At 61.3% G+C, this 18,218-nt stretch carries 22 protein-coding genes and 1 pseudogene; 11 read left to right on the top strand and 12 right to left on the bottom strand.

The window, feature by feature from the left end; translation table 11 throughout:
• Window positions 1-17 precede the first annotated feature (17 nt).
• The 3 genes from cuyB to cuyA are packed head-to-tail and all read right to left on the bottom strand — an operon-like array spanning window position 18 to window position 2,973.
• On the bottom strand, window positions 18-743 hold the full coding sequence (gene cuyB, locus GR138_RS25685; protein ID WP_160862118.1) for a cysteate racemase: 726 nt from the start codon (window positions 741-743) through the stop codon (window positions 18-20).
• On the bottom strand, window positions 740-1,948 hold the full coding sequence (locus GR138_RS25680) for a DegT/DnrJ/EryC1/StrS family aminotransferase (RefSeq protein WP_160862117.1): 1,209 nt from the start codon (window positions 1,946-1,948) through the stop codon (window positions 740-742). The genes cuyB and GR138_RS25680 overlap by 4 nt, the downstream gene beginning before the upstream one ends.
• A gap of 5 nt (window positions 1,949-1,953) precedes the next feature.
• Window positions 1,954-2,973 (bottom strand): D-cysteate sulfo-lyase, encoded by a 1,020-nt coding sequence (gene cuyA, locus GR138_RS25675; protein ID WP_160862116.1) that lies wholly within the window; start codon window positions 2,971-2,973, stop codon window positions 1,954-1,956.
• 109 nt (window positions 2,974-3,082) lie between these two features.
• Here cuyA and GR138_RS25670 point away from each other — a divergent pair, with 109 nt between their 5' ends.
• Complete coding sequence (locus tag GR138_RS25670) at window positions 3,083-3,985, top strand: LysR family transcriptional regulator (protein WP_160862115.1); 903 nt, start codon at window positions 3,083-3,085, stop codon at window positions 3,983-3,985.
• Between the two features lie 158 nt (window positions 3,986-4,143).
• A pseudogene (locus GR138_RS25665) lies at window positions 4,144-4,470 on the top strand (SOS response-associated peptidase family protein); the annotation flags it as partial.
• Between the two features lie 206 nt (window positions 4,471-4,676).
• Here the strand turns inward: GR138_RS25665 and GR138_RS25660 are convergent.
• From GR138_RS25660 to GR138_RS30350, 3 genes are all read right to left on the bottom strand, one after another.
• A complete protein-coding gene (locus GR138_RS25660; RefSeq protein ID WP_160862114.1) occupies window positions 4,677-5,009 on the bottom strand; it encodes a hypothetical protein in 333 nt (110 codons plus the stop codon).
• A 343-nt stretch (window positions 5,010-5,352) separates the two neighbouring features.
• Window positions 5,353-6,021, bottom strand: a complete 669-nt coding sequence (locus tag GR138_RS25655) for a transcriptional regulator (protein ID WP_160862113.1) — start codon at window positions 6,019-6,021, stop codon at window positions 5,353-5,355.
• Window positions 6,022-6,444: 423 nt separating this feature from the next.
• On the bottom strand, window positions 6,445-6,696 hold the full coding sequence (locus GR138_RS30350) for a hypothetical protein (RefSeq protein ID WP_202402851.1): 252 nt from the start codon (window positions 6,694-6,696) through the stop codon (window positions 6,445-6,447).
• Window positions 6,697-6,844: 148 nt separating this feature from the next.
• Between GR138_RS30350 and GR138_RS25650 the strand changes: the two genes are divergently transcribed.
• Both GR138_RS25650 and xth read left to right on the top strand, forming a co-directional pair.
• The gene (locus tag GR138_RS25650) at window positions 6,845-7,282 is read left to right on the top strand and encodes a DUF1810 domain-containing protein (protein WP_202402850.1); all 438 of its coding nucleotides are present in this window, start codon (window positions 6,845-6,847) and stop codon (window positions 7,280-7,282) included.
• A gap of 18 nt (window positions 7,283-7,300) precedes the next feature.
• Window positions 7,301-8,083, top strand: a complete 783-nt coding sequence (gene xth / locus GR138_RS25645; RefSeq protein WP_160862112.1) for an exodeoxyribonuclease III — start codon at window positions 7,301-7,303, stop codon at window positions 8,081-8,083.
• 2 nt (window positions 8,084-8,085) lie between these two features.
• Here the strand turns inward: xth and GR138_RS25640 are convergent, their stop codons facing one another.
• Complete coding sequence (locus tag GR138_RS25640) at window positions 8,086-8,967, bottom strand: hypothetical protein (RefSeq protein ID WP_160862111.1); 882 nt, start codon at window positions 8,965-8,967, stop codon at window positions 8,086-8,088.
• 199 nt (window positions 8,968-9,166) lie between these two features.
• On the opposite strand from GR138_RS25640, the gene ku (GR138_RS25635) reads away from it, so the two are divergent.
• The 3 genes from ku (GR138_RS25635) to ligD (GR138_RS25625) are packed head-to-tail and all read left to right on the top strand — an operon-like array spanning window position 9,167 to window position 12,004.
• Window positions 9,167-10,072 carry a non-homologous end joining protein Ku gene (gene ku / locus GR138_RS25635; protein WP_160862110.1) on the top strand — a complete coding sequence of 302 codons (906 nt, stop codon included), beginning with the start codon at window positions 9,167-9,169 and terminating at the stop codon, window positions 10,070-10,072.
• Window positions 10,073-10,083: 11 nt separating this feature from the next.
• Complete coding sequence (gene ku, locus GR138_RS25630) at window positions 10,084-10,893, top strand: non-homologous end joining protein Ku (protein ID WP_160862109.1); 810 nt, start codon at window positions 10,084-10,086, stop codon at window positions 10,891-10,893.
• 55 nt (window positions 10,894-10,948) lie between these two features.
• Complete coding sequence (gene ligD / locus GR138_RS25625) at window positions 10,949-12,004, top strand: non-homologous end-joining DNA ligase (RefSeq protein WP_160862108.1); 1,056 nt, start codon at window positions 10,949-10,951, stop codon at window positions 12,002-12,004.
• Here the strand turns inward: ligD (GR138_RS25625) and GR138_RS25620 are convergent, their stop codons facing one another.
• The 3 genes from GR138_RS25620 to GR138_RS25610 are packed head-to-tail and all read right to left on the bottom strand — an operon-like array spanning window position 12,005 to window position 15,438.
• Window positions 12,005-12,388: a DUF4112 domain-containing protein gene (locus tag GR138_RS25620; protein ID WP_160862107.1), complete on the bottom strand. Its 384-nt coding sequence runs from the start codon at window positions 12,386-12,388 to the stop codon at window positions 12,005-12,007.
• Between the two features lie 37 nt (window positions 12,389-12,425).
• Window positions 12,426-15,062, bottom strand: coding sequence for a DNA ligase D (gene ligD / locus GR138_RS25615; protein WP_160862106.1), 2,637 nt, complete (start codon window positions 15,060-15,062; stop codon window positions 12,426-12,428).
• A 7-nt stretch (window positions 15,063-15,069) separates the two neighbouring features.
• A complete protein-coding gene (locus tag GR138_RS25610; protein WP_160862105.1) occupies window positions 15,070-15,438 on the bottom strand; it encodes a hypothetical protein in 369 nt (122 codons plus the stop codon).
• A 310-nt stretch (window positions 15,439-15,748) separates the two neighbouring features.
• On the opposite strand from GR138_RS25610, the gene GR138_RS25605 reads away from it, so the two are divergent.
• The 4 genes from GR138_RS25605 (at window position 15,749) to GR138_RS25595 (ending at window position 16,944) form a co-directional block, all read left to right on the top strand.
• Complete coding sequence (locus GR138_RS25605) at window positions 15,749-16,075, top strand: hypothetical protein (RefSeq protein WP_160862104.1); 327 nt, start codon at window positions 15,749-15,751, stop codon at window positions 16,073-16,075.
• 32 nt (window positions 16,076-16,107) lie between these two features.
• Window positions 16,108-16,236 carry a hypothetical protein gene (locus GR138_RS30860; protein WP_276508812.1) on the top strand — a complete coding sequence of 43 codons (129 nt, stop codon included), beginning with the start codon at window positions 16,108-16,110 and terminating at the stop codon, window positions 16,234-16,236.
• A gap of 70 nt (window positions 16,237-16,306) precedes the next feature.
• On the top strand, window positions 16,307-16,522 hold the full coding sequence (locus GR138_RS25600) for a hypothetical protein (RefSeq protein ID WP_160862103.1): 216 nt from the start codon (window positions 16,307-16,309) through the stop codon (window positions 16,520-16,522).
• 227 nt (window positions 16,523-16,749) lie between these two features.
• On the top strand, window positions 16,750-16,944 hold the full coding sequence (locus tag GR138_RS25595) for a hypothetical protein (RefSeq protein ID WP_160862102.1): 195 nt from the start codon (window positions 16,750-16,752) through the stop codon (window positions 16,942-16,944).
• Between the two features lie 325 nt (window positions 16,945-17,269).
• Here GR138_RS25595 and GR138_RS25590 read toward each other — a convergent pair whose 3' ends face one another.
• Together GR138_RS25590 and GR138_RS25585 are read right to left on the bottom strand one after the other, a co-directional pair.
• The gene (locus tag GR138_RS25590) at window positions 17,270-17,932 is read right to left on the bottom strand and encodes a BA14K family protein (RefSeq protein WP_160862224.1); all 663 of its coding nucleotides are present in this window, start codon (window positions 17,930-17,932) and stop codon (window positions 17,270-17,272) included.
• 30 nt (window positions 17,933-17,962) lie between these two features.
• Window positions 17,963-18,127, bottom strand: a complete 165-nt coding sequence (locus GR138_RS25585; RefSeq protein ID WP_160862101.1) for a hypothetical protein — start codon at window positions 18,125-18,127, stop codon at window positions 17,963-17,965.
• Between the last annotated feature and the right edge of the window lie 91 nt (window positions 18,128-18,218).

Genomic DNA, 18,218 nt, shown 5'->3' with positions numbered 1-18,218 from the left:
TGCTTCTACCGGCACTGTTATGAGAGATGGCGCGGCGCCGAGATCGGTGTTGCGCCCGAAAACCGTACGATTTCCTCGACAAGGCAGTCGAGTGTGTCAAAGACGGTCGCGGCGCCTGCTGCCGCATCGGCGATGAGAGAAAATTCGGTGCAGGCGATCATTTGGACGCCCGCGCCCCGCGAGGCCAGGTCAGCAGAGACAGCGCGAAGAATCTCGCGCGCCGCCAGACAGGGCCCCTCGGCCTTGATAAGACGGATCGCCGAGAGCATGTGTCCCGCCGCCTCGGAATCCGGGTAAATCGGCGTCAATCCGCGTTTGGTCAACGGTCCGTCGAACAGGCCGACTTTCTGTACCGCCGGCGAGGCGAGAATGCCGACACTTCCTCCTGCGCCAGTGAGCTGTGCCGCCCGGTCAGCGGAAAGCTCGATCATGTCAAGGAAGGGCACATCGACGGCAGCACGGATCGCGGGCGCATAGTGGTGGGCCGTGTTGCACGGCATTGCGACCGCCTCGGCGCCACCGGCAGCAAGGCGTCGGGCCATGTCGGCCAGGATCGGCGCGGGATCGGAGCCTGTCCCTTCGATGAGATGCTTGATACGCGAAGGCACCTGCGGGTTCTGATCGACGATCAGCGGAACGTGATCTGCATCGTCGTCGGCGTGAACCGCGGCGAGGACTTTCTGCATGATGAGGATCGTGGCCTCCGGGCCCATCCCACCGAGAATCCCGACCCGACGCCTCATGCCCTGTCCTCCGGATACACAACTGCCACAGCATCGAGTATGTGGTCGGCAATCAGCGCGCAGTCGTCGAGGCTGAAGGTCAACGGAAGACGCATGTCGAACAGGCCCGCCAGAATTTCGTCGGTGCGCGGCAGTTTCTGCTGGCCGATATAGCGCCAGCTATGATGGTCGGACGTGAAACCGACAGGCAGGTTCGCGCCAAACCACTTCACTTCGACACCGACATCCGCCAGATACGCCATCAGTTTGCGGGCGGCTTCAGACGAGATACCGGGAAGCAGGAACTGGATGGAGGATCCGACGTAGTGCTCTGCGGCCGGTCGATGCGGGACGCGGATCGCCGGGCTGGCGGCCAACTTCTCGGCAACCAGATCGTGGCGGGCGTTCCACGCGTCGATATCCGCTTCGATCGCGCGCAATTGGGGCCGCAGGACAGCGGCCCTCAGGTTGTCCATGCGCGCCGACATGTTGGGCGTATCGAGCCGGATATCCGAATAGGTGGCGGCATCCGGCCCGGCGCCGTGGCGCTCGTATAGCATATACGAGCCCGACAGGATCGTGGCGCGGGCTATGAACTCGGCATCATCCGACGTCAAAAGTCCGCCTTCGCCGGAATTCAGATGCTTGTAGGTCTGGGTGCTGAAGCAGCCGGCATGCCCGAACGATCCCGAGCGGCGCCCGTTCCACGTCGCGCCCATCGTATGGGCGCAGTCCTCGATTACGGTGAGATGAAGCTTAGCCCCAAGTGCCGTCAACGCCTCCATGTCGCAAAGGTGTCCGCGCATGTGCGACAGCAGAAAGTAACGCGCGCCGCTAAGCTTCGCTTTGGCTTCCAGGTCGGCAAGGTCGATCACCAGATCCTCGGTGATCTCGACCAGCACCGGCTTGGCACCGACGCCCGAGATCGCACCGGGCACGGGGGCGAGTGTGAACGCATTTGTCAGCACCGCATCGCCGGCTTTGACGCCGGCCGCGCGTAGGGCGATCTGCATCGCCTGCCCGCCCGATGCCACGGCAAGGCAAAAGCGCGCACCCTGCCAGCTGGCGTATTCCCGCTCCAGCGCCATGGCTTCGCTCTCTTCGCCGACGCCGGTATTGTAGCGATGCAGCCGACCCGACCGCATGACGGCGACAGCAGCGGCGATCCCTTCCTCCGGGATCGGGAGTTGCTGCGTGAAACTACCAGTGAACCGCGGCCTGGCCATGGCTGTTACACCGAGAGCGTGGTCTGATCGTGTGCAAAAATGGCGTCGTAACCGAACAGCGCGGCCGAGCCACCGGTATGCAGAAAGACGATCCGTTCGCCCTTCTTGAACTTGCCCTTGCGGCAATAGTCGATCAGGCCCGCAGCACCCTTGCCCGAATAGACGGGGTCGAGAAGAATACCTTCGAGCTGGGCAAACATGCGGATCGCTTCGAGCGTATCCTCGCGCGGGATGCCGTAGCCGGCCCCGACATAGTTGCTGTCGGCGACGACATCGGCCCGTTCCACCACGCCGGGGCAACCGAGCTTTTCGCCTGTCAGGAGCGCCAGCTTGTAAACGTTCTCTTCCTGCTTGTCCTTCGGCGCGCGCACACCGATGCCGATGAGCGGAATATTCGCGTTGATCGCCTTCAGTCCCGTGACGAGGCCGGCCTGCGTGCCTGCGCTGCCCGTGGCCGTGACGATGTGGTCGATCACAAGGCCCCTGTCGTTGGCCTGCGACACCAATTCGAAGGCGCAGTTGACATAGCCGAGCGCGCCCGTCGCGTTCGATCCGCCACCCGGGATCACGTAGACCTTACGTCCCTCGGCCCGCAGCTTTTCGGCGACTTTGTCCATTTCCGCCTGCATATCGAGCCCACCCGCACGCTTCGAGGTGGTTGCACCGTGCAGATGGTCGAGCAGGACGTTACCGTTGCCGTTGTAGTTGGCGTCGTTGGACCCGGTACGATCCTCGAGCAGGATATGGCAACCCATGCCGAGCTTGGCGGCGAATGCGGCCGTCTGACGCGCATGATTGGACTGCGTCGCCCCTTGCGTCATGACGGTATCGGCGCCCATGGCCTGGGCTTCAGCCATCAGGAATTCGAGCTTGCGGGTCTTGTTGCCGCCCGTCGACAGGCCCGTGCAGTCGTCGCGCTTGATCCAGATTTCCGGACCGCCAAGCTCCCGGCTCAGCCGATCCAGCTTTTCGAGGGGCGTTGGCAGGTGAGCCAGGAAGACGCGTGGGAACCGGGCGAGATGCATGGGAAAGACCTCCAGAACTTGAATATTCGGACAGTCGCATGCAAAAATATCGCATGCAAATTCGAAATTCTCCACATATAATGCAGTATTTGCATATTAGGAGGTTTTCGTGCGCCTGGAATGGCTGGAGGATTTGCTCGCTGTCGCAGAAACGGGGTCGTTCCATGAAGCCGCGGAACGTCGGTTTCTGACGCAGTCGGCCTTTTCACGCAGAATTCAGAACATCGAGGACCATATCGGCATCGAATTGTTCGATCGGACGCGTAAACCGGTGCAGTTGCGGCCAACCATGGCTGACAAGCATGATCAAATCCAACGATTGGCAATGGAGCTTCGCCAGCTCGTTGTCGATCTGAGGCTCGATGCCCGCGTTGCCTCCAACCGCGTTGTCCTTGCCAGCCAGCATTCGCTTACCACGACGCTGACGCCGTATCTGGTCAAACGGATACGGCAACAAAACGAAGCGATCCATGCGCGCCTCCGGTCCGCCAATCTGGACGAATGCTTCGGGCTGCTTCTGTCACGCCAGGCCGATATCGCCATCGTCTATCGCGTACCGGGTGAGGAGCATCCGGTCAGCGCCGGATATGTCGAATCCGCGTTGATCGGTGTCGACCAACTGCTTCCGGTGTTCGATGCAGATGCAATTGCCTGGCTACAGGAGCAGGCGGTGCAAGGCGAGGTTCCCTACATTGCCTATCCCGGCGACGTCTTCTTCGGAAGAGTGATGGGGCGGCTGATCATGCCTCGCCTCGGTGGATCGATCAGGACGATCCCCATAGCCGAAACCGCGTTGACGCTCGCCGCGTTGGAAATGGCAACGGCCGGCATTGGCGTCGCCTGGGTGCCGGAATCGTTGGCCAGACCGCGCATAAATGAGGGCGTCATCGCAGATGTTTCCGAGATGTTGCACGCCACGCCACTTGATATCATGGCGGTCAGATTGTCGGGAAGCTCGGGACCGGTCACCAATGCTGTTTGGTCCGAAATCACCGCGGCGGCGGTGAAGTAGCTGTCTTCGGCCGTGCCGTGGCCAGCCTGGCGCTGATTTTTTCTCAGCTCGGGCTTGCGGCTGCTGACCTGAGAGAGCGCCACAAGGATAGTCGACCCCAGCCCGCTCCGCAATTTGGATTTGCTACACGGGCTGGGGTCGACTATCCTTGAAATATCAGTAGGGGCCGAGTTTTCAGTGTCCACATAACTGAATTCACGGATCCGACAGAGAAGGGTAAGAAGCGCAAGGACAACTGGCTGTTTCGCAAAATCGGGGAGCCGATCTTTGCCATCGCCAGCATTTGGCGTGAAACCGACGATGTTGGCGAGGCCTTCACCATGCTGACGATGGAACCGGGGCTGGATATCGCGCCCTATCACGACAGGCAGATTGTCATACTCGAACGCGAAGCCTGGGCTGATTGGCTCGACCCCTCGGTTTCGGCAAAGTCGCTGATCAGAGCGCTACCGGAAGGGGCACTATCAGTGGAGCAGGTCGGGTGATGCGTTTCACCCTCCCAACCGCCACATCCTCAAAGCGGGCCGCCTCGCAAGAGTAGGTTCAAAGATGCACGAGGGAATGTGCGCGGCTGAGTTTGGCGACGGCGTCGCGATGATCGGCGACCAGCTCCCGTGTGATGAAATTCTCGCCAGGGCCAACGCGTTCGTCGATCCATAAAATCATGTGATGACCCGGACCGACAGAAACATCACTTCGGCTCAAAGCGCTTGAGCATCCGCCTCAGTTGATCATTCTGAATCCGAAGCTTTCCCGCCAACTGGGACCGTAACTCCTGGATCTCGCTTTCGAGTGTTCGAACAGGATCGGGTTCATTTGCCGCCACCTGCTCCGGAAAAGCGGCGGCCGGCTCAACGTCCTTGGTATGGACCAATACGTCCGCTTTGGACTTCCTTCGGGTCGTCAGCGGGGCCTTACCCCGCCGCTGCTTTCGACGTTGGTCACTAACGATGACCACATCGCGACCGGGAGCCGAGGCGGTGGCTTCATCCGCCGGCACCGCGTCAGGCACTTCTACCGCCATTGGCGGCGTCGGCTCCTGACGATCACCGGCGTCGTCCTTGCCAGTTTGCGGCGCAGCCGATGTCTCCGATGAAAGCGCGGGTTCGCTGCCTCTCGATGTTTCAGAAGCGGAGGAACCGTCTCCAGGCCGTTCAACCTCATGCTGATCCGTCGGCCTTCCCCGAGACAGCAATCCGGTGAGAAGTCTCCAGGGCGACTTTACCATCGCTTTTCACCTCCCATCTTGTCGAATGCTGCGGATACTCACCGGGCGGCGGAGCCGACGATACCTGTTATCAGCGGTCGAGAAACTCGCACGGACTAGGAGGATCGGCCTGACAGTCGACCAATCCCCCACCGTCAGGTCAGTCGAGACCGAGGCGTTTGCGGAGATCGGCATTCTCCGCACGGAGTTTTTCCGCAAGCAGCTTCCGCAGGCGCTGGTTTTCCTGCTCGAGCTGAAGAAGGTCCTCCATCTCGTCGCCAGCGGCTGTGATCGGCGAAACAGCCTGCGGAGCGAGTTCGACTGCCGCCTCGACAGCGGCCTTCGCCTTGCGTCCGCCCAGACGTGCAGATGGCTTGATCTCGGCCGCAGCGTTCTTGCTGCCCCTTTTCGCCCGTGTTTTCTTAACGGCGGGCGCTTCGACCAAAGCGTCGGAAACTACAGCTTCCGGCGCCACCATCTTGGCGCGCGGGCCGCGCTTCTTGGGCTCAGGGGCTTTCGGCAAAGCAGTTTCGGATTCGGTGGACGCCTGTTCGGTTACGCTCGTTTCGTCGGCCATCTGTTCCTCCAGTGCCAAGGTTGATGTTGTCTCTTGCTGCAGATCTGTTGCTAATGCCGGTACGCCCGGAACCTCGTGCACCGTCACATCTGAAACGACGCTCAGCTTGCCTGCCTGAGGTGCTTCCGCCTGACCGTCGTTCTCGGCGAACTGGCGCAAATCGACATTGCCCCAGATGGAGCTGGATTGCGTGGTAGGCTTTTGACGCGCACTCTTGTACTCAACGACAAAGTTCTTTTGTGACTTTTTCAAATGTTCGAGGCTCCGGGTGCACTCACTTGGTCACGCGCAAAAAGACATGTCTCGAACAAAAATGCAATTGCGCCCGCATGCAACCCGGAGCTTGCCTTTGATGCCTGCGCTACTGAGGACGGATGGTTGCGGGGAACGCCAGCTGATCAAGGAGATCTGCCAGCGGCGTTTGGCGACGGGATGCCATTATCGGAGAATAGCATCTGAAGGCAACGACATTCATCTTTCCGTACGAACCCATCGCGCGGACGTAGATGCTCGCCGCCGCCGGCTGGTCCGGAACAGGGCGCTCGCGGCGATCCGCGTGATTGTACTCCTTGGCAACCTCTCCTGAAATGACGCAGGGCGCTCAACCCTCTCGGGGAGCGCCCTTCTGACCCGGACGACTGCGAGCACGCGACGGGTATCGTCGCTGCAGGCAAGTCATCGATGACGGGCAGTGAGCGATAGATGGGGAACGCCATCCGGCAAATCAAAACCGTCTGGATTGCCGGCCGCCTGCAGCGGCGCATCAAGGCAGGTATCGCAAATGCCGCAGCCGTCATCGTCCATCGCCTGATCCGCCCGCCCGCAACAGATGCAGCCCGCCGCAGGTTGCCCAGCGTTGCCACACCGATGCGGCAGCATGATTTCGGCCGCGTCGTCAAAAAGAATATCGATGGGAATTGTCTTCATCGCAGGCGTCTCCAACGATCTCGAGCAAAGATAGGAGCGCTGAAAGTCTTTGCAATGGTCACGCACGGCGACAGGAAAATCCATCTTGTCGCACTGCTCTCGCGCGCTATCTGCCGGACTTACAATGCAGACGGAGCAGGCGATATCGATGGACGATCCTTTCCAGCTTAACCGGTTTGTCGAGGCCCAGGAGCATGTCTTCGCCACCGCTCTTTCCGAGTTACGCACCGGACGCAAGGAAAGCCATTGGATCTGGTTCATCTTCCCGCAGCCGCGCGCCCTCGGCCGCTCACCAAAAGCGGAATTCTACGGGATAGCTTCGCTTGGAGAGGCTCGCGCCTATCTCGCCCATCCAATTCTGGCAGACCGGCTGGCGCAGGTGACGGATGCGGTCCTCTCCCATCGGGATCGATCGGCACATGACATCTTCGGCTCGCCCGACGATCTCAAATTCCGCTCGTCGATGACGCTGTTCGACACGGCCTCTGATCATGAAACGCCGCGGTTTCATACTGCCCTGGCACGCTTTTACAGCGGCGAACCTGATGAGCGCACGCTGGGGCTCCTGCGCGGACAGATCACTTGAGACTGCGGAGGCCTGCGCGTGAAGATCGCCACCTACAACGTCAACGGCATCAACGGCCGGCTTCCCGTCCTTCTGCGATGGCTGGAAGAAGATGCGCCTGACATCGTCTGCTTGCAGGAGCTCAAGTCGCCGGACGAGCGCTTTCCGAAGCCCGAGCTTGAGCGGCTGGGATACCAGGCGGTCTGGCATGGACAGAAAAGCTGGAACGGCGTGGCGATCCTCGCGAGGGACACAACGCCTGTCCTGACGCGCCGCGGCCTGCCGGGCGATCCTGACGATACTCATAGCCGCTATATCGAGGCCGCCGTCGACGGCATCCTGATCGGCTGCCTGTATTTGCCGAACGGCAATCCCGCGCCCGGTCCCAAATTCGACTACAAGCTGCGCTGGTTTGAGCGGCTCCAGACCTATGCGGCGGAGCTGCTATCGCTTGATCTTCCCGTGGCGCTGATCGGGGATTTCAACGTCATGCCGACCGATCTCGACGTCTATGCACCGGAGCGCTGGCGCGACGACGCATTGTTCCGCCCCGAGGTCAGGGCGGCCTATGCGGACCTTCTCGCCCAGGGCTGGACCGACGCCGTCCGTCAGCTGCATCCGAAGGAACGGATCTACACCTTCTGGAAATACTGGCGAAACTCCTTCGAACGTGATGCCGGCCTGCGCATCGATCATTTTCTCCTCAGCCCGACGCTGGCGCCCTGGCTCCGGAAGGCGAACGTCCGGCGTGGTCCACGAGGCTGGGCGCACACCAGCGACCATGCACCCGTCATGATCGAGATAGAGCCACCATCGGATTGAGGTCAGGCGGAAGTGCGTCGGGTCGCCCGACGCTCTCGCGCCCTCGCCGTTCGACGCGCCTCACGCAACTCCTCAAGGGTCGGTAGCCACCAGCCCCGCCGGCGTTCTTGTTCTCCCGGTTCGACCTTCGACGGCCAGGTGTGGACAAGTTCCTCCAGCGAAGGCGTTCGCCATGTGGCCCAGACATGGTCCTCGAGAAGATCAGAAAAGAGTTCGGCGGTCTCTTCGCGCTCGACCAGCTCGCCGGTGATATCGCTGACGACGACGATCCCGTACGATGTCGTCGCAATCGGTCGGTCCAACGGAGGCAGATCGTCGGCGGGAAGCGGGATGCGCCGGCGCTTGCGCTCGGCCGCCCGGCGGCGGGAGGTCCTCTCCTCGTCCGTCCCTTTACGCGCCTCGGCGCGCTTGCGCCTTTCTTCAGGCTCGCACCGCTGCGCTTCCGTCTCGATGACCTGCCAGCGATTAACGAGATCCTCATAGGAGGCGAAAGGCACCCGCCAGACCTTGGTGTCGCCGTCCCAGCGGGCGAAGGGCACTTGGCGGATTTCCTCGACCAGCTTGCGCGAATAGGGCGTCTTGATGCGAAACCCTTCTCTGTCAACGCCAAGATAGGGGCTGAGGATCGGCTCGAACGCGAAGGCATCCCTGCCCTTCGCATCGGCATACGGATCGGCACGCGATTCTTCCCTTGCCATCCAGCGATCGATGCGCCGCCGCGCGGTCTTCCCCGGCACGAGCCACGCCTTCCGCCGGTCGCTCCAGCAGGCGCGTGGAAAGGTTTCGCGAAACCGCTGCACTGTCATCCGGTCGAACGGAAACGAGACGGCGGCGCGCTCGTCGTCCTCCATGGCGTCCTGGCCAATGTCGTCACCGTCGACCATCCCATTGTCTTTCAGTTGCGGTTCTCAAGAAACGCACGCCAACTCGAAAAGATGCAGCGAATCAAAGGCATGATCGAGACTCGCAAAAAGAGAGACGAGGATCGCCTAAGTTATTGATTTCCGATTCTTTTCGACTCGGAACAAATTCGCAAGTGATTCGCTTGACTCGCTTTGGTTGCGTCGAGTCGGGAGTATCGAGATGGCCGGTCATCGTGCCCAGTGGAAGGGTTTCATCAAATTCGGCGAGGTCAGTTGCGGCGTTGGTCTCTACACGGCCGCGAGCACCTCCGAGCGCATCTCGTTTCACACGATCAACAAGCTCACCGGCAATCGCGTCAACCGCGTCTTCATCGACAGCGATACCGGCAAAGAGGTCGAGCGCGAGGACCAGACCAAGGGGTTCGAGATCGAGAACGGCCAGTACATCATGATCGATCCGGAAGAGGTCGCGGCCGCCATACCGGAGAGCAACAAGACGCTGACGATAGAAGCTTTCATTCCCTGCTCCGATGTCGATGACGTCTATTTCGACAAGCCCTACTATCTGGTGCCGACCGACCGCGTCTCATCCGATGCCTTCACCGCATTGCGCGACGCCATGGATAAGTCGATGGTTGCGGCGGTTGCCCGCACCGTCCTGTTCCGGCGCATGCGCACTGTCCTGATCCGCACGCATGGCAAGGGACTGATCGCCACGACCCTGCAATACGATTATGAGGTCCGCTCCTCGGAGAAAGCCTTCGACGAGATACCGAAGCTGCGCATCAAAGGCGAGATGCTGGATCTCGCCAAGCACATCATCGCCACCAAGAAAGGCACCTTCGACCCGGCCGCGTTCGACGATCGCTATGAAGAAGCGGTCGCCGAACTTGTGAAGGCGAAGATCGAGGGTAAGGCTCCGCCGAAGCGCACGGCGGTCAAGGTATCCAAGCCCGACGATCTGCTGGCCGCCTTGCGCGAAAGTGCCAAAATGCTGAAGTCCGATGACGACACGCCGAAGCGTTCCGCTGCCAATGCCAACAAAGGCGCCGGTCGCAAGGCGGCGGCGCGCGCCGCCGCGTCGAAGACGCGCAGCCCCGCGGCAGCAGAGCGCAAGGCCGGTTGAGGAGATAGACCATGGCACCCCGCCCCTACTGGAAAGGCTATCTGAAGCTCTCGCTCGTCACCTGTCCCGTCTCGATGTCACCGGCGACGTCGGAGAGCGACAAGGTTCGGTTTCACACTTTGAACCGGGAGACCGGCAACCGCGTCGTCTCGCAATATGTCGATGCCGTCACCAGGAAGCCCGTCAAGGACGACGATGAGGTGAAGGGCTATGCCCGGGGCGAGAACGACTATGTCCTGCTCACCGACGACGAACTGGATGCGATGGCGCTCGACACGGTGAAGACGATCGACATCGACAAGTTTGTCCCGCGCGACAGCATCGAATGGATTTATCTGGAAAAACCCCACTACCTCGTGCCCGATGATCCCGTTGGCCACGAGGCCTTCGCCGTCATACGCGACGCCATGGCGTCGGACAAGGTATTCGGTGTATCGCGCCTGGTCATCGGCCGGCGCGAGCGGGCCGTCGTGCTCGAGCCGCGCGGCGAAGGCATCGTGCTCTGGAGCCTGCGCTTCGGTGACGAGGTGCGACCGGAGGAGTCCTATTTCGAGGATATAGACAGAAAGTCCGATCCGGACCTCGTTCCCCTCGTCCAGAAATTCATCAAGCAGCACACGAAGCCCTGGTCGCCGGACATGGTCTCCGATCCCGTTCAGGACGCGCTCCTCGACATCATCGCCAAAAAGAAGAAGGCGCTGAAGCCGTCAAAAAAAGGCAAGGCCAAAGGAGAAGACCGGCCGTCGGGCGGCAACGTCATCGATATCATGGATGCGCTGCGAAAAAGCCTCGCTGGCGAAAAAGGCAAGCGCGCATCCTGAATTCTTCACGGAAGGCACTTATGTTGGTCCTCTCTCGCACGCATGATGGGCAGCCATGAAGAAGCGGCAATCCGCTATACCTCTCTACGATGAGTCTCGCGAAACGCTTCAGTCTCGCCCGGTTCGCATACGCGATCCCGAACAGCCGAGCCTGCCGTTCGATCCGATACCCGACCGCGTCGAGCCTTGCCTCGCCCTGCTCCGGCCGGCGCCGCCCGAGGGACCGGAGTGGCTGTTCGAGAATAAATGGGACGGTTATCGCCTGGCGATCCACATCGAGCCGAAACGGGTGCGGATCATCACGCGAGGCGGACATGACTGGACCCAACGGTTTCCGACCATCGCTGAAGCCGCGAAGAAGCTCGGCGTCGGAACTGCCATTCTTGATGGAGAGGCCGTGGTCCTCAACAAGCAAGGACACGCTGATTTCGGGGCGCTGCAGCGTTCGCTCGGCGGCCGCGGGGGCAAGCGCGCTTCCACCGAGGCCGTCTTTTTCGCCTTCGACCTTCTTTATTTCGACGGCCACGATCTTACCAAGACGGAGCTCGACGTCCGGCGGCATCTCCTCTCGGATTTCCTCGATGGCGCCACCGGCGCGGTGCAGCTGTCGGAGGAAGCCCATGGCGACGGCGCCGAGTTGCTGGCCAAGGCCTGCACGATGGGCCTTGAAGGCATCATCGCCAAGCAGCGCGACCGGCCTCACCGCTCCGGCCGCTCCGGTGACTGGATCAAGATCAAGTGCATCCAGAGCGAAAGTTTCATGATCGTCGGCTACGAACAATCTGCGGCGGCGCGCAGCGGTATCGGCAGCTTGCTGCTCGCCGCGCGGCGCGGCGATGCCTGGGTTTCTGTCGGTTCTGTCGGAACCGGCTTCAAGACGGCGGACGCCGAATATCTGCGCAAGACGCTGGACAAGCTCAGGACCAAAACGCCTGCCGTGCCACTGACGGGCAAGAACTACGTGTTCGCGCTGCCGACGCTCATCGCAGAGATCGAATTCCGCGGTTGGACTGACGACGGCAATTTGCGCCACGCCTCCTACAAGGGCCTGCGGGAAGTCCAGGACAATGCCGCTGTATTCGACATGAAAACCTTAACCGTCGGCAAGTGACTATCGTCGCCGGTCAAGGTCGGCATGGTCGAGACCGAAGTGATCCAGCACCAGCTGCAGATTGCGGCGGTTTGACTTGAAATAGACGTCGAAGACGTCGCCCAGCACCGGCACGCTGCCCGCGACCGTATCGAAGCCGACATTGACCAGCATCTTGACGAGCTTGTCGTTCGGCACCCCGAGACGGCGCGCCTCGTTGACGATGACGAGGCTGATAGCCGCCGCAGCGAAATCGCCGATGCCCGGGATCAGGCCGAGAACAGAGTCCGCCCCGAGCGAAATCCGCGTCCCGGGAACGCGAAGCGCGGTGTCCATCAGCCGCGCCAGTCCGCGGATCCGCCGGAGGCGCGCCAGGTGCTCGATGGGGAGATCGTGCTTCTTCATTCTTCCTATGTGGCCCTGACGCTCGTCCGTTCAAAGGTCATGCGGCCGCCTTGTGCTTGCCGAGCCGCTTGATCGCCTGTTCCAGTGGGCGCTGGCCATCGCAGTAATCCTCCCATGCACTCGTTTTCGCCAGCAGCGCCGGCACAGTGCGGATCGTGAACCGCTTCGGATCGAGATCGGATTTGACCTGCGTCCAGGTAAGCGGCATCGATATCGTGGCGCCCGGCCGCGCCCGCGGCGACAGCGGCGCCACCGCAGTCGCCATGCGGTCATTCCGCAGATAGTCGAGGAAGATGCGACCTTCTCGCAGACTCTTGGTCATTTTGATGAGGTAGAGGTCCGGGTTGTCGCGTGCCATCTCCTGGCAGACGTCGTGAGCAAAGCCCTTGGCTTCGGCCCAGGAGAGCGGCTTGCGTGCGTTGACCGCGAGCGGTGTGACGACGTGCAGCCCCTTGCCGCCGGTCGTCTTACAGAAACTGATGAGGCCGAGGTCGTCGAGCCGATCCCGCATTTCGCGCGCGGCCGCAACCACGGCCGAGAACGGCACGTCCGGGCCGGGGTCGAGGTCGAACACAAGGCGGCCGGGTACTTCGGGTTTCCCTGGTTGGCAATTCCACGGATGCAACTCGATGCCGCCGATCTGGGCGATGGCGACGAGGCCCTCGACCCGGTCGACCTGTAGGTACGGCTTCTTGTCGCCGAAGACTTTGACCAGTTCCAGCAGGTTCGAGGTGCCCGGCATGGCGTGGCGCTGGAAGAACTGTTCGCCACCGATGCCATCCGGCGCGCGGATGATCGAACACGGCCGCCCCTTCACATGCTCGATGAGCCAGGCGCCGACCGCTTCGTGATAGTGGGCCAGCTCTTCCTTGGTGACAGGCTTGCCGTCGCCGGCGTCCGGCCACAAGGGCTTGTCGGGATTGGAGATGAGCACGCCCATGACCTCCGCCTTCGCCCCTTTACGGCGCGCGGGCTTCGCCTCCACGGCCGCGGCCGGCTCCGGGATTTCCGTCTTTGCCGGCGAGGCAGGCTTCTCGGCTTCGACCTCCGCGGCGGGCTTGTCTTTGCGCAGGCCCTTGAAGGCCGCTTGGCGGACCAGACCGTCGGCCGTCCAACCGGCAAACTCGATCTCCGCGACCAGTTCGGGTTTCAGCCAGACGACTTCCTTCTCCTTCTTCGGCGCGCCTATCCCCGTGAACGGGGATTTGTCTGCCTGGGCGGCTTTGAGCGTGGGCATCAGCGTCTCGACCTTCTTAGCGCCATAGCCGGTGCCGACGCGGCCGACATAGACGAAATGCTCGCCCCTGTTAACGCCTACCAGCAGGGAGCGAAATTTGCCGTTCGTCTTGGCATACCCGCCGATGACGACTTCGTGCCCCGCGCGGCATTTCGATTTCGCCCAGGTATGGGTCCGGCCGGATTGATAGGGCGCATCCGCCTGTTTAGAAACAATGCCTTCGAGCGAGAGCTTGCAAGCGGAGCGAAGCACCGCGTCGCCGCCGGTCTCAAAATGCTCGACAAAACGGAGATGCGGATCTTCGGTCGCGTCCGTAACGAACTCCTGTAGCCGGGCTTTCCGGTCGACCAGAGGCTTGTCGCGCAGGTCTTCCCCTCCATCGAACAGAAGGTCGAATGCAAAATAGACAAGATTGCCTGTGTTGCGCTCCGACAGCGCTGCCTGCAATGCGGCAAAGTCCGGAACGCCGTTGTCGTCGAGCGCGCAAATCTCGCCGTCGATGATGCAATCCGGAAGTGATGCGGCGGCCTCGGCGATCTCCGGATACTTGGCGGTCCAGTCCAAGCCTTTGCGGGTTTTGAGCGTCACATCGCCATTGGCGACCCGCATCTGAATTCGATAGCCATCGAACTTGATCTCATGCAGCCACTTGTCGCCGGCCGGAGGGCGTTCGAGCGTTTCGCACAGCTGCGGAGGAATGAAGTCCGGCAGATCGGCTGCCGTCGATGTCGCGACGTCCTTGCGCGTCTTCTTTTTGCGCTCGTCAGCCGCAAGGCCGTGCTTGCTGTCCCACACCGCATCCGCCTCGACATCGCCGCTGGCCGTCATGAACGGTTTCGGCTTGCGGCCCTTGCCGCCGGCGATCTGTTCCATCGTCCGGCCGGAGGCGACCGAGGTCATGTTCTCGTCCAGGATGGCTGCGCCGTTCTCATCGACGGCATGCTCGTCATGGTGCTTTATCAGCAGCCAGTTTGTCCGCTTGCCGCCCTCGCGATCATTGCGCATCCGCACCAGAACGAAGCTACCATGCAGGCGCTTGCCATGGAGCACGAACTTAAAGTCACCCTTCTTCAAAGCCTCTTCCGGAGACTTGTTGCCTTCAAGCTCCCAGTAGCCGCGATCCCACAGCATGACCGTACCGCCGCCATATTGGCCTTTCGGGATGGTGCCTTCGAAGTCGCCATAGTCGAGTGGGTGATCCTCGACCTCGACAGCCAGACGCTTGTCATGGGGATCGAGCGACGGTCCCTTGGTCACTGCCCAGGATTTGAAGACGCCGTCGAGCTCGAGGCGAAGATCGTAATGCAGGCGTGTGGCGTCGTGCTTCTGGATGATAAAGCGCAGCCGGTTCGAGGATTTGACGGCCGCCGAGCCGCTCGGCTCCTGCGTCTGCTTGAAGTCCCGCTTCTTCTTGTAGGTCGAAAGCTTGTCGGCCATGACGCGCTTACCAGATCCTGCGGTCAATTTGCGAGGCGATCATCGGCACGGCGGCCGCGCCGGGCGCGCCAAGACGGAGACGCTGCACGAGCCGGCCGAGGAGATAGGTCATCGCGACAGTCTTGGCTATCCGCATCCATGGGTGACGTTCACCCCGCGACGGGGGCGCATCGATACCTTCAGCCTCTTTCCGGATCAACGACAATCGCGCTCGTAGATACTCGACCTCCTTCCGCAAGGCCGCGATGTCTCGCTCGGCGGAGCGGTCGGCCCTCGCCGTGCTCGGATCCTCGGCTGGACTTTCTTCCTCGAGCTCGATGAGATGCTCGCGTAGCTGTAACGGACTGTCGAATCCCTTCGCCCGGAAATTGGTCATCTGAAATCCCTTTGTTGAAGCCGCAATGGAGAACACAGGCGCGGCAAGCTTGTTCCGTCGTGTGCACAGCGTGACCGCTATGAAGAGGGCGACCCGTGACCAGGCGTCGAGGTCGAGTTCCTGCCATTCACCCTCGGACGATCGTGCGAAGGCGGATGGGCGCCTGATCGCCGGCAAAGGATTTGACTTTCGTCATAGGCGCCCCACATCACCTGCGCTCATCCGACTCAAGCAGATGAGCCGGGGAGATTTCGCGGCAGCCCCCGCTGTCGAGGATCTCCCCATCGTCGAAATGCACGCAGGACTTTACATGCCCCTGATCAGAAGGACCGGCGCACCCGCGCCAAAGGAACTCGGATTGTTCTGGCAAATGCTGACATCCGAGGGAGAGACGATCGACGTCTTCGTCTTCGCAAGCACGCTGCAGGCGTTCGACAGCAGCGCGGTTGGCCCGGTCGGCCTCCTTAAACGACACCGCCACTTGCTCGAGGAGATCGCGAGCGCAAAGTTCGATCGCGAAAGCGGCATCGAGCGTGGACCGCTTCAGATCACCTTCGACGACCTGCGCTCGGCAGAGCCGATGGGCGAGGACGGAGACCTGCAGAGCAGCGTTCCCGACTCGACTCCGACGTCCTGACATGGTGTTGTCGGATATTCAGGAGGACAAGGTTGGCCTACGAATGGGATGAGCGGCGCGCCCGGCGCGCGCAGTTGGTGAGGCTTGCTACCGCCATGGCGTTGACGCTGTCGGCCATCAGCGTGCCCGTCGCCGTGCTCCTTGCCGCGTTACCCTTCTGACGCCACGGCAACGCTCGCGCAAGGACGTCGAAGCATTCTCCGCCGCCAAGTGATCGGCAGGAGAAGCAGATTGGACGATATGTCGGGCGTCTTTACATCGACCACCGAGCGTACAGCATGGAACATCGCGGCCCGCCATCTGGCCCGCGGCCAGAAAGATCCCGTGATGATGATTGTCGACGGCATCGAGGAGGAACGCAAACGCTGCATCGATTTGCTGCGGGCTGCCATCGGCAGGGACTTTGAAGTCCCCACTTTCATGGTCGATCCCGACCATCAATGGTGAGCCAACAGACCGGCTCATATGAGCGGACGAATCTGGATTCACATCGGCACGCACCTCTGGCAGAGTACCAAAGTGCTCGAACCATCGAGCGCCAAGGCCCGGTCGAGCTATACGAGGTGGCTCCCGGGCCGATTTTCTCGGTTCTGTCTCGGTCTATATCGGGCTTTGCCTTATGCGGCCGTGTCGCTGCTCTAGAACATTCGCGCCGACGCTTCGACGACCGAGCGATGTTTCCGGGCATCAAAGGCGCCAGACGGGAACGTTTCGATGAGATACCTGGCGAAAGCCTCCTGCGCGCCATCGGACGGATCGAACCAGGGCTGCGATGTGATGTCATCGAACAGCACTTTGAGATCGCTCAGCTCCTCAGGCTGGTGTCTTTCGGCGTCTTGTTTGACCGCACCATCGGCGCCGACAGCTGACCCCAGTCACATCGGAGAAACCACAAATTGCTCAGCATGTTAATCTAAAAAGGGCGGGTCATTCTTCCGCGCCGAAAGGGGTCAAACCTCGACGCTTAATCACAATCTCGCTCCGAAACTGCGGGCACTCGTCAATCACGTGAAGCGGTGGCGATAGCACCGCGCGCTCACCTCGCCTTTCGAAAGCGGCCGTCCAGCTCTTCTGTCCAGGCAATCCGAGCTTTCCTAACCCTGAACCCGACACATCGAGCCTTGACTGGTATTGCGGCCCGCAAGCGTCTGCTGGTTATTCTGTGCGGAAGCGAACGGTCCAGAATATTGCTCTTCACCGGCACTGGCGCCGTGGGCCTCCGCTATATGGTTGGTACGTGTTGTCCTCGGAGCGATAGGACCTGTAGCGCGCACTGCACCTGCGAACCTGATCGTCTATATCCGCGGTGACTATCGCCACATTCTGGTCACTCTCGCCGAGCGACCGAGGCGCGCTTAAAAGGACCTCCTCGGCGGCTCCTCCGTCCTGGTCACGGATTTCGGTCTCAAGCGCGATGTAGGGAGAAACGCAAGGCCTGCGTTTTCCGCTGTAGGGTTGATAGGTTCCGTCGTCGGCTCGGTAGGAATTGTACCTCGACACACACCATTGCACATGTTCGCGGGACAACGTCATTGCCCTTTGGTCTTCCTCGTCCGCAATCGAACCCGTGACAAAACCGTCCGGCTCGGAATCCGGCAAGACTGTCTGTTCGACGGTCTCATTGGACGGGTTGCCCCCTTCGGTATGCGATGCCGATACCTGGCGGGCAGCGGCACGCTCCAGCGGGTTGCGCGCAACAATGGTGGGCTCCGTGGTCCACAGATCCGAGACCCCCGCGGTTCTTGAGATCGAAGCCGGCTCAGGTGTCGAAAGATAAAGAATGGCACCGAACACGCCGATTGAAAATGTAACAACCGACAGCAGAACGCTGGCGATGATGGCTGCCAATGTTTTCATGATTGTACCTCCATGCAGCGCCCGCCGCAGTCAGCGTTTGGCGGCTGTGCCTTCGACTGGCTCGGTCTCGTTCTTGCTATCCGGCGTGGCGATGGCCGGCGTATCGCCGTCGGTCGTCGGGGTCGCGGCCGCCTGGGCCAGGGCCCCAGAGGCCGGTGCGCCGACAAGGGCGGCGGCCAGGAGAAGCGGTCTCATGATAAAGTCCTCATATCGCCGGGTTATCTCGCGTTGTAAAAGCGATGGATTGCGGCAATGGTTCCGGCCGGAAGCGTTGATCAGACCTTTG

This window comes from Shinella kummerowiae (assembly GCF_009827055.1).
Lineage (GTDB): Bacteria > Pseudomonadota > Alphaproteobacteria > Rhizobiales > Rhizobiaceae > Shinella > Shinella kummerowiae.
The sequence above is the reverse complement of the archived record's forward strand: the minus strand, read 5'-3'. Positions and strand labels throughout refer to the sequence as shown.

Bases quoted from the DNA above. Each gene is read 5' to 3' on its own strand.
- cuyB (WP_160862118.1), bottom strand. From the start codon at position 743: ATGAGGCGTCGGGTCGGGATTCTCGGTGGGATGGGCCCGGAGGCCACG.
- GR138_RS25680 (WP_160862117.1), bottom strand. From the start codon at position 1,948: ATGGCCAGGCCGCGGTTCACTGGTAGTTTCACGCAGCAACTCCCGATC.
- cuyA (WP_160862116.1), bottom strand. From the start codon at position 2,973: ATGCATCTCGCCCGGTTCCCACGCGTCTTCCTGGCTCACCTGCCAACG.
- GR138_RS25660 (WP_160862114.1), bottom strand. From the start codon at position 5,009: ATGGCGGTAGAAGTGCCTGACGCGGTGCCGGCGGATGAAGCCACCGCC.
- GR138_RS30350 (WP_202402851.1), bottom strand. From the start codon at position 6,696: ATGAAGACAATTCCCATCGATATTCTTTTTGACGACGCGGCCGAAATC.
- GR138_RS25650 (WP_202402850.1), top strand. From the start codon at position 6,845: ATGGACGATCCTTTCCAGCTTAACCGGTTTGTCGAGGCCCAGGAGCAT.
- GR138_RS25640 (WP_160862111.1), bottom strand. From the start codon at position 8,967: ATGGTCGACGGTGACGACATTGGCCAGGACGCCATGGAGGACGACGAG.
- ku (WP_160862110.1), top strand. From the start codon at position 9,167: ATGGCCGGTCATCGTGCCCAGTGGAAGGGTTTCATCAAATTCGGCGAG.
- ku (WP_160862109.1), top strand. From the start codon at position 10,084: ATGGCACCCCGCCCCTACTGGAAAGGCTATCTGAAGCTCTCGCTCGTC.
- ligD (WP_160862108.1), top strand. From the start codon at position 10,949: ATGAAGAAGCGGCAATCCGCTATACCTCTCTACGATGAGTCTCGCGAA.
- GR138_RS25620 (WP_160862107.1), bottom strand. From the start codon at position 12,388: ATGAAGAAGCACGATCTCCCCATCGAGCACCTGGCGCGCCTCCGGCGG.
- ligD (WP_160862106.1), bottom strand. From the start codon at position 15,062: ATGGCCGACAAGCTTTCGACCTACAAGAAGAAGCGGGACTTCAAGCAG.
- GR138_RS25610 (WP_160862105.1), bottom strand. From the start codon at position 15,438: ATGACCAATTTCCGGGCGAAGGGATTCGACAGTCCGTTACAGCTACGC.
- GR138_RS25605 (WP_160862104.1), top strand. From the start codon at position 15,749: ATGCCCCTGATCAGAAGGACCGGCGCACCCGCGCCAAAGGAACTCGGA.
- GR138_RS25595 (WP_160862102.1), top strand. From the start codon at position 16,750: ATGTTTCCGGGCATCAAAGGCGCCAGACGGGAACGTTTCGATGAGATA.
- GR138_RS25590 (WP_160862224.1), bottom strand. From the start codon at position 17,932: ATGAAAACATTGGCAGCCATCATCGCCAGCGTTCTGCTGTCGGTTGTT.
- GR138_RS25585 (WP_160862101.1), bottom strand. From the start codon at position 18,127: ATGAGACCGCTTCTCCTGGCCGCCGCCCTTGTCGGCGCACCGGCCTCT.